This window comes from Halomonas sp. A40-4, assembly GCF_015767635.1.
Classification (GTDB): Bacteria; Pseudomonadota; Gammaproteobacteria; order Pseudomonadales; family Halomonadaceae; genus Vreelandella; species Vreelandella janggokensis.
The window spans coordinates 3,192,852-3,209,710 of the sequence record NZ_CP065230.1; the positions used below are offsets into that span (position 1 = coordinate 3,192,852).

Here is a 16,859-nt window from a genome sequence, read left to right on the forward strand (position 1 = left end):
ATGTCCCGTTCGCGTTACGTTTTTCCGGTGCCTGGTAGTGCACTCATTAGCGCTTGGCGTGAAGGATACACCCTTGGCAAATTGAAGCGCGATATCATGGCGGGGCTCACGATTGGCGTAGTCGCGGTACCGCTTTCCATGGCGCTGGCAATTGCCACCGGTGTCCCCCCTCAACATGGTCTCTACACTGCCATCGTGGCGGGAGCGGTAATCGCCTTGACTGGCGGTTCGCGGTTTAACATCTCCGGCCCCACCGCTGCCTTTGTGGTCATCCTGTTTCCCATCGTGGCCAACCACGGTCTGGGCGGGCTACTGATTGCCACATTGATGGCAGGTGCTATCTTGGTCGCACTGGGGTTGTCGCGGCTGGGCAGCCTGATTCAGTACGTGCCTTATCCGGTGATTCTCGGCTTTACGGCGGGTATCGGTGTGGTGATTGCGCTATTGCAGCTGCCGGACTTTCTCGGTCTATCCGGCGTCGAGCTTGGCGATAGCACCCTGCATAACCTGATGCTGATTGGCCAAGCACTACCCCGTCTTTCACCCGCAGAGATCAGTGTCGGGCTTATCACCTTGGCGACGCTGATAATCTGGCCCCGTCTGAATACTCCCATCCCAGCCCCGCTGGTCGGTTTGGCAATGGGAACGCTGACGGCCGCGCTGCTCATGATGACTGGCGTTGAAGTCGATACCATCGCCTCACGTTTTAGCTGGGAGTTCGAAGGCCAAACCGGCGGAGGCATTCCCCCCTTTGCGCCTGGTTTTACGGCACCATGGCATTTCCCTGGGGCGGATGGCACACCGCTCGAGATCAACTTTACGCTGATTCAGTCGTTGCTCGGTCCGGCACTGGCGATTGCACTATTGGCGGCCATTGAGTCACTGTTGTGTGCCACGGTGGCGGATGGCCTGACCCGTACGCGCCATGACCCTAACGCCGAGTTAATCGGTCAGGGCCTGGGCAACATGGTGGTGCCTTTCTTTGGCGGCATTACCGCTACCGCGGCCCTGGCCCGCACCGCGACCAATATCAAAAGCGGTGCCTGCTCTCCTGTCGCCGCGGTGGTACATTCGCTGGTGGTATTACTTGCCGTGGTCGCTTTGGCGGGTGTACTGGGCTACGTTCCCATGGCCGCCCTAGCCGCCCTGCTGTTTATCATTGCCTGGAACATGAGCGAGGCGCGCCACTTTGTGCATACGCTGAAAAGCGCCCCCGCCAGCGATGTCACAGTGCTGGTAATCTGCTTTGCATTGACGGTGATTTTCGACATGGTGATTGCCGTGGCCGTGGGTATTGGCCTGGCAGCCGCGCTGTTTATCCGTCGCATGGCACAGTTAACTCATACCCAGCGCTTGGCGGCACCCGACGTCGGCGAAAACTTTCCGCCAGAAGTTGCACTCTACAAAATCAGTGGTCCGCTATTTTTCGGCGCGGCCGAAAAGGCCATTGCCACGCTAAGAGTCATTGATCACAGCATTCGGATTGTCGTACTGGATATGCGCGACGTGTCTAGCCTGGATACCACGGGCATGGTGGCGCTGGACAGCCTGCGACGAGAACTGGGTGAGCAAGATGTAGGTGTTATATTTGTTGGACTGCCGCCGCGGATGGCGCTGAAAATAAAACGCGCGGGCATTAAGCGCGAAGCGGGCAAGCTAGCGGTCGTCAGTAACCTTGCCCACGCCGAGCGCATGGCGCGCCGTTGGTTGGGCTGGCGGAATAGCAGCGAGGTGACAGCAGGGAATTAATAGCGTCGGTGCCATGGCAGTATCAGAAATAAAAAGGGGGGAGTTGCCTCCCCCGTCTGCTCTCATAGCCAGCTATCAGCTCGCCATATCGAGCACGATACGGCCCTCTATCTTGCCATCGACCATGCGCTGGAAAACGTCGTTGATATTGTCCAGCGTATCGGTCGCGACCGTCGCCTTTACCTTGCCTTCAGCGGCGAAGTCCAGCGCTTCCTGCAAGTCGCTGCGCGTGCCGACAATCGAGCCGCGAATGGTAATACCATTGAGCACCGTGCTGAAGATCGGCAGCGGGAAGTCACCCGGCGGTAAGCCGTTGAGCACCAGAGTGCCGCCGCGACGTAGCATATTCTGCGCTTGATCAAACGCCTTAGGCGATACCGCGGTGACCAAGGCACCGTGAGCACCCCCGATGGTTTTCTTCAAATACGCCGCCGGGTCGGTTTTCAGGGCGTTGACAGTTACCGTAGCGCCTAAGCGTTCAGCCAGGGCCAGTTTGCCGTCGTCGATATCCACCGCCGCGACGTTAAGCCCCATGGCTTTGGCGTACTGGACCGCCATATGACCAAGGCCGCCAATCCCCGAAATCACCACCCACTGGCCTGGGCGGGTATCGGTCATTTTCAAGCCTTTATAGACCGTCACCCCCGCGCACAGTACCGGGGCTATTTCGACAAAATCAACGGCGTCGGGCAGCCGACCGACATAGCCCGCATCCGCCAGGGTATAGTCGGCAAACCCACCGTTAACACTGTAGCCGGTATTTTGCTGGGACTCACAAAGGGTTTCCCACCCCCCTAAACAGTGTTCGCAGTAACCACAGGCCGAATAGAGCCAGGGTACACCAATGCGATCACCCTCTTTGACATGGGAGACCCCTTCACCCACCGCCACGATATGACCAACGCCTTCATGGCCGGGAATAAACGGTGGCGCGGGCTTCACCGGCCAATCGCCGTGAGCGGCGTGTAAATCGGTATGGCAAACCCCAGAGGCCGCCACTTTCATCAATACCTCGCCCTGCTTGGGGCGGGGGACGTCGACTTCTTCTAACGCCAACGGCTGGCCAAACTCCCGGACCACCGCCGCGCGCATTGTGCTATCCATGATGCAACTCCTAATCGTTTTCGCTACGACCATTTACAATGGCTCTTATCCGAAAAGTCAGCGTCAGGGGAACTGAAAATACCGTCCGGCTTATATTTTATGCCGGACGGTATGACCAGCGGTGCTGGTTAGAAGAAGCCCAGCGGATTGATGTCGTAGCTGACCAGCAGGTTTTTGGTCTGCTGATAGTGCTCCAGCGCCACTTTATGGGTTTCGCGTCCAACGCCGGATTTCTTGTAACCACCGAATGCCGCATGGGCAGGGTACTGGTGGTAGCAGTTGGTCCACACACGCCCGGCTTGAATACCCCGGCCCATGCGGAAGGCAACGTTGATATCGCGGCTCCACAGGCCAGCGCCCAGTCCGAACTCGGTGTCGTTGGCAATCGCCAACGCTTCTTCCTCATCCTTGAAGGTGGTCACCGCCACGACAGGACCAAAGATCTCTTCCTGGAAGACACGCATCTTGTTATTGCCCTTGAGCAGCGTTGGCTGAATGTAGTAGCCGCTGTTGATGCTGTCATCCAGGGTCTCTTTGTTACCGCCAGTGAGGAACTCGGCGCCCTCGTCACGAGCTATATCCATGTACGACATGATCTTGTCGAACTGCTCCTGAGAGGCTTGAGCGCCTACCTGCACGTCGGTATCCAGCGGATTGCCGCGCTTGATGGTTTGCGTACGCTCGATGACTTTGGCCATGAACTCGTCGTACATGCTTTCCTGAATCAGCGCACGAGATGGGCAGGTACACACCTCGCCCTGATTAAAGAACGCCAGCACCAGGCCCTCGACCGCTTTATCAATAAATGTCGGTTCGGCATTCATGATATCGGCGAAGTAGATGTTGGGGGATTTACCACCCAGCTCGACCGTGGAGGGAATAATATTTTCCGCGGCACACTTCAGGATGTGTGAGCCCACCGGGGTGGAGCCAGTAAAGGCGATTTTGGCGATACGCTTGCTGCTCGCCAGTGCCTGCCCCGCTTCGGCACCGAAGCCATTGACGATATTCAGCACGCCAGGCGGCAGCAGATCGCCAATCACTTCCATCACTTTCAAAATCGACGCTGGCGTCTGTTCAGCGGGCTTGAGCACCACACAGTTACCTGCCGCCAGCGCAGGCGCCAGCTTCCAGGTAGCCATCAGAATCGGGAAATTCCAAGGGATAATCTGCCCCACCACGCCCAGCGGTTCATGGAAGTGGTAGGCCACCGTGTTGCCGTCTATATCGGCCGCCGTGCCTTCCTGGGAACGGATACAGCCGGCAAAGTAGCGGAAGTGGTCAACGGCAAGCGGAAGGTCGGCATTGAGCGTTTCGCGCACGGCCTTGCCGTTATCCCAGGTTTCAGCAACGGCCAGCATTTCCAGATTCTGTTCGATGCGGTCGGCGATCTTAAGCAGAATATTGCTGCGCTCTTGTGCGGACGTTTTGCCCCATGCAGGTGCGGCGCTGTGAGCCGCGTCCAATGCTTTGTCGATATCTTCCGCGCTTGATCGGGGGATTTCGCAAAACACCTGGCCGTTAACCGGGCTGATATTATCGAAGTATTGGCCCTTAACCGGAGGAACAAACTCGCCGCCGATGTAATTGCCGTAGCGTTTTTCAAATGACACCAGTGAACCAGCATCACCAGGATTGGCGTAGATCATTATTGAGCTCCTGCGTATTATGATTATTAAAGGTTGCTCATGCAGTGTTGGTCAGACGGGCGCAACGCGACATACCCCGTTGGCAGGATGCGCCCTCATCCCTTGGTAGGAGACGCCATGTATTCGTTATTGGTGGCAGACGATCATCCGCTGTTTCGCGACGCGCTGCAGGTCGTGGTCAGCAGCGGCTTGCCACATAGCCAACTGTTGGAAGCCGATAGCCTCGCCACCGCCATCTCCCTGATTAGCGAGCACGACGGCCTGGACTTACTGCTGCTCGACCTGAGCTTACCCGATGCGGAAGGGCTCGACGGTTTGACCCACCTGCGCGAAGCGTTTCCCTGGCTGCCGGTGGCGATTATTTCCGCCCATCAGGAGCGTCAGTTAGTGCTGGATGCGATCAGCCTGGGCGCCGTGGGCTACATCCCCAAATCAACCCCCAGGGAGGTCATGCTCAATGCACTCACCCAGATTCTTGAAGGGCAGCTCTATCTGCCTTCCGATGTCATGCGCCGCCCACCATCAGCAACGCCCCCGTCCAAATCCAGAGGATCGGCAGCCGCCGAGCGCCTGGCCGGTGAAAGGCTCACCCAGTTGACCGATAAGCAGCTTGAGGTATTGCGCTGCATGACTCAGGGCATGTCGAACAAGCTGATCGCCCGCGAACTGGATATTGCCGAGACGACTGTCAAAACTCACGTCTCGGCGATCTTGCGCAAACTGGAAGCGACCAGCCGTGTCCATGCCATCGTGATGGCGGGCGAGGATAACCTGCCGCTTTATTTGGCCAGTCGAACGACGCGTTAACCTTACCTCTCCCGTTTGGTTAACAGGCTGACCAGCAGCATCCTCAGGCGCATCGGCTTTAACGGCTTCAACAAGCAGTGCATGCCCGCCTCGCGGGCGGAACGGCTGAGTTGCGCATCATGGTTGGCGGTAATCACCACCACCGCCAAGCCTGGATAGCGACGGCGCAGGCGCGCCGCCAGTGCCAGGCCTGTTTCCCGGTGATCGCCAAGATGATAATCGACCAGCAAGACGTCAGGGGTCTCGCCGTCACTGGTGGCTTCAAGAGCACTGGCCGTGGCCGCCGCCCTGACCCGGCAGCCCCAGCCCCCCAGCAGCGCCTGCATGCCGTCGATAATCGCCTCATCGTCATCGATGACCCACACCACGCATTCAGCAAGCGGAGACCCTGGATCATCGTCTCCCAGAGCACCTCCCTGCTCGGGACTCGTTTGAGACAAGGCGACACGGGAAGATGCATAAGGCACGGTGATTGAAAACAGCGATCCATGCCCAGACCGAGAGGCCAGCGTTACCGGTTGATCCAGCATGGTACTGATACGGTCGACGATCGCTAAGCCGAGACCCAGCCCTCGACTATGATGGCGCTGAGCGTCCGGGGCGCGCTGAAACTCAAGGAAGATCGCCTCGCGCTGCTGTTCAGCAATCCCCGGGCCGGTATCACCGACCATGATTTCGACGCCCTCGGGGCGGCGGCGGCAACCCAATAGCACGTGACCGTGCTCGGTATAGCGCACGGCGTTGCTCAAGAAATTACGGACCACCCTTGCCAGCAACGCCAAGTCTGACTCCACCATGACATGCGACGGCACGTAATGCAGACTCAAGCCACGCACTGCTGCCACCTGACGGTACTCCTCTGCCAAGGCATCCAGCAGAGTGCTGACCGTAAATGGTGCCTTGTCGGCGTGCAGCACCCCGGCATCCAGGCGCGAAATATCCACCAGGGTGCCCAGCAGTCCTTCAACATCTTTCAATGAACGCCCCACATGGCCGACCAGCGTCGTCGATGCCTCGGGCAAGGAATGAGATTCCAAGGCACTGACAAACAGCCTGGCAGCGTTAAGCGGTTGCAGCAGGTCGTGACTGACGGCGGCAAGAAACTTGGTTTTTGACAGGTTGGCGGCGTCAGCGTCGGCTTTTGCCGCCTGCAAATGCGCGTTGGCCTCCCCCAGCTCGTCCAGGGCACGGTGCAGCGCATCGGTACGTTCCTTGACCTGTTCGGCCAGCAGGACAGAGCGCTCGAAAGCCGCGTACGGGGCACCATCGGCACCACTGCCCGATTCCACACGGCTCATGAGCGCCTGACACACTTTGCGCAGACGGCGATTTTCTTCGCGTAAGGCTTCGGGGCTGAGTGTCGTGTCATCACCCGTCGAGAGCTGGAAGAGTGCCAAGCGCCACTCCTGTAAAGGTTTGATTGACATGCATACCATGGTGCTGCTCACCGTAGGTGTTAAATCCCACCACCCGCGATCGACGCAGCAGCGCCGAGGCCTGCTCGAGATGATCGACGGCTTCCAGCTCCATGCGGCGTAAAAAGCAGTCGCAGCCAATCATCAGCGATGGCGGCCCCAATCGTGCCGTTACCCCGTCAAGCATGCGATTGAGATCATCCAGCAACGGGGCGGGCTGCATTGCCGTCAGTACAATGCCGTTTTCCACTGCACAGTAAAAGTTTAGGCTACCGTCGTCATTCACGCGCTGAATCGATCGTACGAAATGCTGCCCCCCAAGCTGCACCGCAAGAGGATGCCGTGCAAACACCTCGGGTACGAGGGCATCAAGCGAGACGCCTACCAAATCGGCGTAGACACTGGCCGCAGGAAGGCCGTTAAGTTCCATCACGCGGCGGCGTTCACGGTCAGCTTCGGTCACGACCAGCTTATGACTCAGCGGCAATAGGTGGTGGGTAGAGAATACTTCAAACGGTAGGCACGTATTGATCATCACAACCACGGCGGCACGGCTGTGGAAGCGCCCGTTGGCATACACATGGGTATTGGCAAGGTGGTTATCGTCACCGGCGGAACCGCCGAAACTGGGTATGCGCCCCAGGGCCGCGTCCAGCGTCGCCAGCACCTGTTCCTCGCGGCTTGATAGTCCGTCCAGCAAGGTCAGCGCAAAACTATGCTCGTTCACCGGTGCCAACGCTCGACGGCGACAGCGCTCGATCAGGTCATCGACCAGCGGCTGGGCGTCGCTCAACGCGAAGCGGTCCAGGTCATTGACCAGCGACGTTTCCATGGCGAACACCCGATGATCAAAGCCAATCGCGACAATACTGCCGCGATCATACCCCTCGGGGGTAATCTCACCTGCTGTGGTGCAGCCACTGACTGGTACCGCCGGAAACGCATGGACCAGCGCAGCCGATAGTCGCTCCAGATCATATTCGGCACTACAGAAAAAAATAACGCCGCCAAGATCGGCATGGCTGAGGCCCTCGGCCAATACTTGTACAGCCTGCTCGGCATTTGCCGATCGGCTGGCGACGACCACCGTGCCATGGTTAGAGAGAGAAGTCGTCACGCTGCCATTTCTCCAACGCCAAATGCGTACGTGCTGCGGTTTGACGCAGCGCACTCAAGGCTTGATGCAACTCGCCGGGAGCAGGCCTCTTGACGACCAGCATCTCGAGTTTCTTGGCATGCTGCGCTACCTTCTGAGCCCCGATACTCAGCGCTTCACCGCGCAGTTGGTGGGCCAGACGAGCGACCTGTTCGGCGTACTCATCAGACAACGTCTCAAACCCGAGGTAAGTCGTAAATTGCGCCAGATAATCCTCAACCTGCCGGTGGTACAGGGCAATCAGCTCACGCAGATGGCTTTCATCGAGGGTTTGGACAAGGCTGCCCAGGGTGTCGCCGTTGAGCAGGCTATCGCCGCCTGACGACGTCTGGGGCTGAACGGGAGCGGCAACGGACTCACCCAGCTGAAACGCGAGAACGTTGCTCAACGCACTCGTTGACAGCGGCTTGGTGATGTAGTCGTTCATGCCCGCATCCAGGCAACGCTGCCGGTCATCCTCAACACCACCGGCGGTCATGGCCACGATGGGCACCTCGACCAGCCACCCCCCCTGCGCTCGTAGCTTTCGGGTGACATCCAGGCCATCCATGTCGGGGAGTTGAATATCCATGAAAATCAGGTGGAAACGCTGAGCCGCTACCATGTCCAGTGCATCATGACCACTTTCTGCACAGACCACATCGCAGCCCAAGCGCGCCAGCAACTCAATGGCGACCTTGCGGTTGATAGCGTTGTCTTCCACCAGTAGTAGTGACGTATCAGGGAAATGGTGCTGGGTCGACGGCGATGGCAGCTCCGGACGCTGATGGGGCGTCGTTTCCTCCAGGGGTAGTTGGCAGCGGAAGGTACTGCCCTCACCCGGCTGACTATCAACACGCAATTGCCCATCCATGGCATGACTTAACCGTTTGCAAATGGCAAGCCCCAGACCAGTGCCGCCAAACCGCCGGGCGACCGATGCATCGGCCTGCTGAAAAGGTTCGAAAAGACGCTGTTGTTGTACATCGCTCAGGCCACAGCCCGTATCGATGACATCGAAGAATAAATGATCAGCCGTGGCAGAGACCCGCACAGAGACCACTCCGTCATCGGTAAACTTGATCGCGTTGGCCAGCAGGTTGAGCAAAATTTGCCGTAAACGACCAGCATCCACCATTACCCAGGCAGGCACCCGCTCATCCACATCGATAGTGAGCATCAGCCCTTTAGCTTCAGCCCTTGGCTTGAACAATGCCACGACGCTTTCGACCAGCGGCTTGACCGCAGTAGGTGCCGTTTCAAGGCGAAGATGACCGGCCTCGATTTTGGAAAAGTCTAAAATTTCATTGATCATCGCCAGTAACTGATTGGCGCTGTCGTAAATCGTGTTGGCGTAATCTTCAACCTGTACCCGATTGGCGGGCTCGCGCAACAGTTCGCTCATGCCGATAACGCCATTGAGCGGCGTGCGAATTTCATGGCTAACCATGGCAAGGAAATCGGATTTCGCTTGATTGGCTGCCTGGGCCTGCTCGGCAGTGACTTCCAATTGGCGACTAAGCGTTTCCTGGTCTCGCCGGGCTGCAGCGCTCTCACGCATTTCCCTTACCAGAAAGACCACCACCAGCAATGCCGCCAGGCTCATCGCCATAATCAAGCTCATCAACAGCTTGTAAAGCAGGCTAAGCTGGGCTCGCTCTTCAGTGGCGGACTCTGCCAGAAAGCCATTGATCGTGATCACCAGCCGTTCGGTGAGCCGCGTCAGTGCTTGCAGTTCGGTTTCCAGTGCGGTGATAGGCATCTGTTCGAGATCTTCGTGCGGCTCGAACATCGGGTCGAGAGTGTCTAGCTGCTGCTGGATGTCATTGAGCAGCTGACGTGCAGGCTCAATGCGGTTGAGCAACTCGCTGACCTCCCCTTCATTGAGCAAGTTGAGGCGGCTATAGAGCAGCTCAAATCTCAGTTCCAACTCATCCTGAGCACTCGGTGCTATTGGCCCCCGGGTCGCGTTGAGTAGCTGGTTGAGCAACTGGACCGCATCACGGTCCAGTTTATAAACCACCCAGGAGGTGTCTTCACGCAGGGTTTGGGTCAGGTTATCTTGCCGCCAGGCGGCGATTGTCGCCACGACCAGGGCTGCCGCAAACAGCACCACCGCGGCCATGGCAACCAGTTTGAAACGCCATGGATAGCGCAGTAATCGAGGATAATGCGTCGTGGGAGCGCTAGAGGACATTAATGAGCATCACCTGCCAGACAGCTCGAAAACGCATTTTCTCACTCAACAAGGCCTCATCCTGATCAAAGGGATAAAGCACCCAAAGCGGGCCGTATTCACGGATGGGAATCGCTTCACCGTCACGCTTCAGCGCAAGAATGACATCGTAGTCATAAAAATCACTGACCGGAATCTCCGCCTGGTAGCCATTAAGCGCCTGTACATTGACGTTGCCATCCTCCACCCCCAGATGCGCCAGCAAGTCGCGCATTAGCGGGCCTTCATAATGATTCCGGCTGTCGGTCCAGGGCGTGGTCGTGGCAAAATCATGCTGCGGCAGTTGCTCCAGCATCTTGCGATCAAAATGCGCCTCGTCATCGACATTTGTGCGGGCAATATCACCCACAACTTTAAGAATCACCGGACCTGTCGGCGCATGGCTTTCAACTGACGTGGACGCGGCCCCCGCCAGCGGAATGCTGAACGCCAGCAGGACGACTCTCAATAAAAACGCCTTCACTGCGATATCCCCTTCGGGCAACTAGCGGACAATCATGACCGACATCTTCGCATGGTGTACCACATGCTCGGCGTTAGGCCCAAGTACGTAATCGACAAACTTGCGCTTGGTATGCGAGGCCATGACGATCAGGTCGATATCCAGCTGTTTAGCGACCTTGATGATCGCCTCCCATGGTGAGCCATCGACAATCACGCTTTGGGTATTGATTGTCTCAGGCACGTGCTGCTCTATAAACGCATGTTGCGCGTCCTTGACGGCCTCATGCGCCTTCTTGGAGAAGTCTTTAGGAAAATAAGCCCCCACCATGGGCATCTTAAAGTCCGGCAGCACCGTCACCACGTGTAGCGACGCGTCAAACGTCTGGCACAGCTCAATGGCCGTGGGCAACGCCTTGCTCCATGAACTTTCTTCATTAAGATCAACGGGCAGTAAAATTTTGTGGTACATGACAGCCCCTCCTCACGCGGCATTAGCCTTGGTAGTGCGACCATCGGCGTCCCGCCGACGGCGCTGTAGCATGACGATCAGGGCGAACACGCCGAGAGCGGGAATCCAGATCCACTCTTTTGTCCAGCGGTCCACCGGTGCCAGTACTTCGACGATTTCCTGATCGAAATCAAAGCCCAGGTCTGCCGCATCACTGCCATAGGTCACCATATCGACGATAGCTTCATCGTTTTCTGTCAGCAGCATCAGCCCCAGATTATCCAGGCGCTCCTGTCCACTATCACCCTCCGGCACAGGCACCAGAATATAGGTCGTCATGGGATCACCATAATCATCCAGGCCGCTAATCTGGACTCTTAGCGACGATCCCTCATCGACGTTACCCAGGGTTTCAACAAACTCGGTGGGCTCGGTAGACCGATAAGGATCGTGAATCATGTCCATGAAAAAGCCTGGACGGAAAAGCGCAAAGGCCACCACGAGCAACAGGACCGACTCATACCAGCGGTTACGCGTAATCATGAAGCCTTGAGTGGCTGCAGCAAAGATGAGCATCGCCACGGTCGCCACCACAAAGATCAATATCCCTTGCAGCGGTGTCACGTCAATCAACAGCAGGTCGGTGTTGAAGATGAACAGGAACGGAAGCGCGGCGGTACGCAGGCTGTAATAAAACGCCTGGAAACCAGTGCGAATCGGGTCGCCTCCTGACACTGCAGCTGCCGCAAACGAGGCAAGCCCCACCGGTGGCGTAACGTCCGCCATGATGCCGAAATAAAACACAAACAGGTGCACGGCAATCAGTGGTACCAGCAGGCCATTCTGAGCCCCCAATTGAATAATCACTGGCGCCAACAGGGCCGATACCACGATGTAGTTGGCAGTGGTCGGCAGCCCCATGCCGAGGATCAAACTGAGTACCGCGGTAAACAGCAAAATCAGCAACAGGTTGCCCATTGCCAGGGTTTCGACCACATCGGCCAACACCAGTCCGACCCCTGTCTGGGAAACCGCACCGACAATGATACCCGCCGTCGCCGTCGCAATGCCGATACCAATCATGTTACGGGCGCCGGTCACCAGTCCGTTCCACAGGTCAATAGCGCCTTCACGCAGGTCGTAGGCAATATCGCTACGGCCACGAAAATACGCGGTAATCGGACGCTGAGTCAGCATGATAAAGATCATGAACACCGTGGCCCAAAAGGCTGAAAGCCCGGGGGACAGGCGCTCTACCATCAAACACCATACCAATACGATCACGGGCAGAATGTATTGCAACCCCACCAGCACCGTAGGGCGGGTTTGCGGTAGCTTGACCACTGGCTCATTGGGATCATCGACTTCCAGTTCAGGGTAGCCCGAAGCCAGTTTGAGCAATGCGACATAAACCGCCGCGAGCACTAAACCAATTACCCAGGGGGCCGCCGGGCCCAGCAGGGGCTGCAACCAGCCCAGGCCGTAATATACCGCAAGTGCCGTGACCATCATCAGCAACAGGCCAGCCAGAAAGCCCGTCACCTTGCGAACGAGCGGCTTGGGCGGGTTGCTGCTTTCAAGCCCCTGCATATTGGCTTTCAGGGCTTCCAGGTGGACGATATAAATCAGCGCAATATAGGATATCAACGCAGGTAGAAATGCGTGCTTGATGACTTCTACATACGAAATGCCCACGTATTCGACCATCAGAAACGCAGCAGCCCCCATGACCGGCGGCATGATCTGACCATTGACAGAGGAGGCGACTTCGACAGCACCGGCCTTCTCCGAGGAAAAGCCCACGCGCTTCATCATGGGAATGGTAAAGGTGCCGGTGGTCACCGTATTGGCAATCGAAGAGCCCGAAATCAAGCCGGTCATGCCCGACGCCACCACCGCCGCCTTGGCCGGGCCGCCCTTGTAGTGCCCAAGCAACGAAAACGCGACTTTAATGAAGTAGTTACCAGCGCCTGCTTTATCCAGCAGCGCACCAAACAATACGAACAGGAAGACAAAGCTGGTGGACACCCCCAGCGCTATACCGAATACCCCTTGGGTAGTTAGCCATTGATGATTAACCAGTCCATAAAGACTCACGCCACCATGGGCAAGCATGCCCGGCATCCAGGGCCCGGCCAGCGAATAGAACAAAAACACGGAGGCAACAATCATCAGTGGCGGCCCGAGCGCACGTCGTGTCGCTTCCAGCAACAGCAAAATCCCCGCCACACCGACGACGACATCGGTCAGCAGCGGAGCACCAGGACGCTCCGACAAGCCTTCGTAAAAGATGAACATGTAGGCGCCGCAAAATGCGGCCACCGCCGCCAGCACCCAGTCTTGCAGTGGAATACGGTCGCGGGGCGACCGCTTGAGCGCAGGATATGCCATGTACGCCAAGAACAGCGCAAAGGCCAAATGAATCGAACGGGATTGCGTCGCGTTAAACACCCCGAAGCCGAAGATGTAAGGCAATGGCGACGCGATCCACAGTTGAAAAAGTGACCACACCGCCGCAATCCCTACCAGCAGCTTGCCAGGCATTCCGGCCGGTTTACGAGACCCGGAGTCCGTAGAGGCCACCAGATCTTCAAGATCAACATTTGACCCACCGGTCTTGGTGTTATCCGTTGTCATATGCATGCCCTGCAAAAATTTGGATGACAATGAGGAATGCCAATAAGAAGCCCTGGATCAATCAAGGCGACATTCCAAACACAGCGCGCGGCCCCGTGAGAGACCGCGCGCATCTTTCAATCGGTGATTAACACCCAGTACCGATAACCTTACTCTTCGATCCAGCCCTGCTCTACGTAGTAGCGCTTGGCACCGTCATGCAGAGGTGCAGACAGGCCTTGCGTCACCATGTCCTGGGCATCCAGATTTTCGAAGGCAGGGTGTAGACGCTTGAAGCGGTCGAAGTCGTCGAATACTGCTTTAACAGTTTCGTAGACCACATCGTCATCGGCATCCGCTGAGGTCACGAACGTCGCCGCCACACCGAAGGTCTCTACGTCATCAGGGTTGTTTTTATACAGACCGCCGGGAATCACAGACGTGGAGTAGTAGGGATATTCGTCAACAATGCCCTGAATATCGTCGTCGTTCATCGGGATCAGGTGTGAATCCACCGTGGTGGTGGCTTCCTGAATAGAACCGTTCGGGTGACCGACCACATACACCATGGCATCGATGTTGTTATCAGACAGTGCAGCAGCCTGCTCAGCGGCGTCCAGCTCAGAGACCAGGGAGAAGGTGTCTTCGTCCCAGCCCTTGGCATCCATCACCACTTCCATGGTGTTGCGCTGACCTGAGCCCGGGTTGCCGATATTAACGCGCTTGCCTTCGAGATCATCCAGCGTTTCGATACCCGAGTCCGCGCGGGCCAGCAGCGTCAACGGCTCGCCATGGATACGGAAGACGGCACGCAGGTCCTCAAACGCATCCCCCTCGAAATTCCCGGTACCATTGTAGGCTTGGTACTGAACGTCGGACTGGGCAACGCCCATATTCAGCTCGCCGGATTTAATGCCGTTAATATTGGCCACCGAGCCACCGGTTGATGGCGCGTTACAACGGATGTTGTGCTCGTCGCTGCCGCGGTTGACCAGGCGACAGACGGACTGGCCGACGACGTAATATACCCCGGTCTGGCCACCGGTACCGATGGTAATGAATTGTTCGTCTTCTTGTGCCATTGCGGGAGAAGCAAAGGCAGTAGCAGCGAGTAACGTGCCTGAGAAGGCAGCGGTAGAAAATGCATGGCGTTTCATGAACACACCTCTTTATCTTGATGTTATGAGCATTGTGCGTTGGCCCCACCTGCGCGCTAATCATGCAGGCTTAAGGATCCAAAACGTTTTCAAGACAATCTGTTATCAGCATCGACAGCTTCTGTCGGCTTTCACTACTTTAGCGAAAAAAAACCTCGTTGGCGAAATCAGATACATCAAACCAGCAAACTTCGTTTACCAACCTGTAAACCCAGTGTAGCGATCTTCACCGTTTAGGGAGCGTTAACCGTCATTCCGCTTTGGCATAGGCCAATCGATATCAATCAACGTTATAGCCCAGAACACGCGGTAGCCACAGCGCAATGCCTGGGAATATGGCCACCAATGCCAATGCACAGCCCATGGCCACCACGAACAACAATGCCCAGCCCAGGGTCTGCTCCAGGCGGATTTTGGCCACCTCCGTCGTGACCATCAAGTTCACGGCCACCGGCGGTGTAAACTGCCCGATGGCAATGTTCATGGCCAGCAGTATGCCGAACCACACGGGGTTCCATTCAAAGTGCTGCATGACCGGAATCAGGATCGGCATCATGATCAGATAAATCGAGATCGCATCCAGCAGCATTCCCGCCACCAGGACGGCCAGCATCACCAGAATCAGCAGCAGCACGCCGTTATCGGTCAACCCAATAATCCATTCCGCCAGATGCCGAAATGTACCCAGCATGGTGCCGGCCCAGGCAAAAATACCCGCCAGGGCAATAATCAGCATCACCACGCCCGAGATAATGGCTGCTTCGCCAAACAGTTCCCAAAGGTCCCGCCATGACAGCTCGCGGGTAAGAAAAAGTCCGACGACGGCGCCATAGGCCACCGCCACCACCGCCGCTTCTGTCGGGGTAAAGAGCCCGGAGCGCAGCCCGCCAAGAATCAGCACCGGTGCGAATAAGGCGGGCAATGCCTGCCGGAAGGTGTCCCGTACACTCAACTGCTCAGCACCCTCCGTCATTGCCCCGCCTTCCCAGCCATAGCGTCTGGACACCAAGAGTGCCGGTAGCAACAGCGCCAAACCCGCGAGCACACCCGGAAACAACCCGGCGGCAAACAAGGCACGCAGATCAACACCCGGCACAACAATGGAGTAGAGAATCAGCGCGACGGAGGGCGGGATGAGAATCGCGGTGGAGGCCGAGGCCGCAATCAATGTGGCGGAAAACGGCTTTGGATAGCCTGCCTTGGTCATGCTCGGCAACATCACCATGGCAACGGCTGCCGCGTCTGCGGGGCCAGAACCGCTCATGCCCCCCATAATCATGCACACCAGCACCGCGACCAGCGCCAACCCCCCGTGGCGCGGGCCAATCAATGCCTGGGCAAAGCGCACCAGGCGCAGCGCGACACCGGCACGCTCGAAAATCAGCCCGGTTAGTATAAACAGCGGAATGGCGATGAGCGGGTATTTGGCAATACTGTTGTAGGTGTTGGTACCAAGTGTTGCCAGCATATCCGGCGACAGCCCGATAAGGATCCCCACCGCGCCCGAAAGCGCTAGCGAAAACGCCACCGGAACGCCCGCGATCAGCAATCCTGCAAACGCCAGAATCATCCACACGTCAGGCGTCATCGCCGAACCTCCCGTTCAAACGGTCGCGGGTTTGCTCCAGCAAACGCCACAGCATGGCCGCGGAAAGCACCGGCAGCCAGACGATATACCACCACTGCGGCAGGCCAAGCCCAGGCGAAAGCGACTCCCACTGGTATTCCTGCCAGGCAAGCTTGCCGCCGTACCAAGTGATCAAGCCCAGTACAATGGCACCGCATAGCGCTTGAAACAGAATCAATGCACGGCGGTACTTAAACGGCAGTGCGCGTTCCAGGAAGCTGATTCGGATATGACGGTTACGTCGCAGCGCTACCGACGCCCCGGCGAAGGTCAGCACGACCAGCAGGAACACCGAAAACTCCTCGGTGAAGGAAAACGACCCGCCGGTTAAATAGCGCGTGATCACATTGCCCAGGCTAATCAATGCAATAATGATCAATGCCAGCGCGCCCAGCCAACGCTCAGGGCGCGCATCAGGAAAGCCTTTCATGGCAGCCTCACAGAAAACTCCCAGCCTTGACGACTGGGAGAC

Annotated in this window: 13 protein-coding genes; 2 read left to right on the top strand and 11 right to left on the bottom strand. The window is 57.4% G+C overall.

The features are described from left to right. Nucleotides 1-1,749, top strand: a complete 1,749-nt coding sequence (gene dauA, locus IT895_RS14930) for a C4-dicarboxylic acid transporter DauA (protein WP_199283937.1) — start codon at nucleotides 1-3, stop codon at nucleotides 1,747-1,749. A gap of 75 nt (nucleotides 1,750-1,824) precedes the next feature. Here dauA and adhP read toward each other — a convergent pair whose 3' ends face one another. Next, entirely contained in the window at nucleotides 1,825-2,853 is a 1,029-nt protein-coding gene (gene adhP / locus IT895_RS14935) for an alcohol dehydrogenase AdhP (RefSeq protein ID WP_199283938.1), read from the bottom strand. 128 nt (nucleotides 2,854-2,981) lie between these two features. After that, nucleotides 2,982-4,502 (bottom strand): acetaldehyde dehydrogenase ExaC, encoded by a 1,521-nt coding sequence (gene exaC, locus IT895_RS14940; RefSeq protein ID WP_085917141.1) that lies wholly within the window; start codon nucleotides 4,500-4,502, stop codon nucleotides 2,982-2,984. Nucleotides 4,503-4,619: 117 nt separating this feature from the next. On the opposite strand from exaC, the gene IT895_RS14945 reads away from it, so the two are divergent. Continuing rightward, entirely contained in the window at nucleotides 4,620-5,309 is a 690-nt protein-coding gene (locus IT895_RS14945; protein WP_085917140.1) for a LuxR C-terminal-related transcriptional regulator, read from the top strand. A gap of 2 nt (nucleotides 5,310-5,311) precedes the next feature. Here the strand turns inward: IT895_RS14945 and IT895_RS14950 are convergent, their stop codons facing one another. The 9 genes from IT895_RS14950 to IT895_RS14990 form a co-directional block, all read right to left on the bottom strand. Continuing rightward, nucleotides 5,312-6,706: an ATP-binding response regulator gene (locus IT895_RS14950; RefSeq protein WP_233337276.1), complete on the bottom strand. Its 1,395-nt coding sequence runs from the start codon at nucleotides 6,704-6,706 to the stop codon at nucleotides 5,312-5,314. Then, on the bottom strand, nucleotides 6,678-7,841 hold the full coding sequence (gene nosP, locus IT895_RS14955) for a nitric oxide-sensing protein NosP (protein ID WP_199283940.1): 1,164 nt from the start codon (nucleotides 7,839-7,841) through the stop codon (nucleotides 6,678-6,680). Before nosP ends, IT895_RS14950 begins: the two co-directional genes overlap by 29 nt. Beyond that, nucleotides 7,822-10,056 carry a hybrid sensor histidine kinase/response regulator gene (locus tag IT895_RS14960; protein ID WP_199283941.1) on the bottom strand — a complete coding sequence of 745 codons (2,235 nt, stop codon included), beginning with the start codon at nucleotides 10,054-10,056 and terminating at the stop codon, nucleotides 7,822-7,824. Before IT895_RS14960 ends, nosP begins: the two co-directional genes overlap by 20 nt. Next, entirely contained in the window at nucleotides 10,046-10,564 is a 519-nt protein-coding gene (locus tag IT895_RS14965) for a molybdopterin-dependent oxidoreductase (protein ID WP_085917283.1), read from the bottom strand. The genes IT895_RS14960 and IT895_RS14965 overlap by 11 nt, the downstream gene beginning before the upstream one ends. 15 nt (nucleotides 10,565-10,579) lie before the next feature. Next, complete coding sequence (locus tag IT895_RS14970) at nucleotides 10,580-11,008, bottom strand: universal stress protein (RefSeq protein WP_085917136.1); 429 nt, start codon at nucleotides 11,006-11,008, stop codon at nucleotides 10,580-10,582. A 12-nt stretch (nucleotides 11,009-11,020) separates the two neighbouring features. After that, on the bottom strand, nucleotides 11,021-13,624 hold the full coding sequence (locus tag IT895_RS14975; protein ID WP_085917135.1) for a TRAP transporter permease: 2,604 nt from the start codon (nucleotides 13,622-13,624) through the stop codon (nucleotides 11,021-11,023). Nucleotides 13,625-13,773: 149 nt separating this feature from the next. Next, nucleotides 13,774-14,760: a TAXI family TRAP transporter solute-binding subunit gene (locus tag IT895_RS14980; protein ID WP_085917134.1), complete on the bottom strand. Its 987-nt coding sequence runs from the start codon at nucleotides 14,758-14,760 to the stop codon at nucleotides 13,774-13,776. A 280-nt stretch (nucleotides 14,761-15,040) separates the two neighbouring features. Continuing rightward, nucleotides 15,041-16,348, bottom strand: a complete 1,308-nt coding sequence (locus tag IT895_RS14985; RefSeq protein ID WP_085917133.1) for a TRAP transporter large permease — start codon at nucleotides 16,346-16,348, stop codon at nucleotides 15,041-15,043. After that, a complete protein-coding gene (locus tag IT895_RS14990) occupies nucleotides 16,338-16,817 on the bottom strand; it encodes a TRAP transporter small permease (protein ID WP_085917132.1) in 480 nt (159 codons plus the stop codon). The genes IT895_RS14985 and IT895_RS14990 overlap by 11 nt, the downstream gene beginning before the upstream one ends. Between the last annotated feature and the right edge of the window lie 42 nt (nucleotides 16,818-16,859).

Bases quoted from the DNA above. Each gene is read 5' to 3' on its own strand.
- IT895_RS14985 (WP_085917133.1), bottom strand. From the start codon at position 16,348: ATGACGCCTGACGTGTGGATGATTCTGGCGTTTGCAGGATTGCTGATC.
- adhP (WP_199283938.1), bottom strand. From the start codon at position 2,853: ATGGATAGCACAATGCGCGCGGCGGTGGTCCGGGAGTTTGGCCAGCCG.
- IT895_RS14945 (WP_085917140.1), top strand. From the start codon at position 4,620: ATGTATTCGTTATTGGTGGCAGACGATCATCCGCTGTTTCGCGACGCG.
- IT895_RS14990 (WP_085917132.1), bottom strand. From the start codon at position 16,817: ATGAAAGGCTTTCCTGATGCGCGCCCTGAGCGTTGGCTGGGCGCGCTG.
- IT895_RS14980 (WP_085917134.1), bottom strand. From the start codon at position 14,760: ATGAAACGCCATGCATTTTCTACCGCTGCCTTCTCAGGCACGTTACTC.
- IT895_RS14960 (WP_199283941.1), bottom strand. From the start codon at position 10,056: ATGTCCTCTAGCGCTCCCACGACGCATTATCCTCGATTACTGCGCTAT.
- IT895_RS14970 (WP_085917136.1), bottom strand. From the start codon at position 11,008: ATGTACCACAAAATTTTACTGCCCGTTGATCTTAATGAAGAAAGTTCA.
- IT895_RS14975 (WP_085917135.1), bottom strand. From the start codon at position 13,624: ATGACAACGGATAACACCAAGACCGGTGGGTCAAATGTTGATCTTGAA.
- dauA (WP_199283937.1), top strand. From the start codon at position 1: ATGTCCCGTTCGCGTTACGTTTTTCCGGTGCCTGGTAGTGCACTCATT.
- exaC (WP_085917141.1), bottom strand. From the start codon at position 4,502: ATGATCTACGCCAATCCTGGTGATGCTGGTTCACTGGTGTCATTTGAA.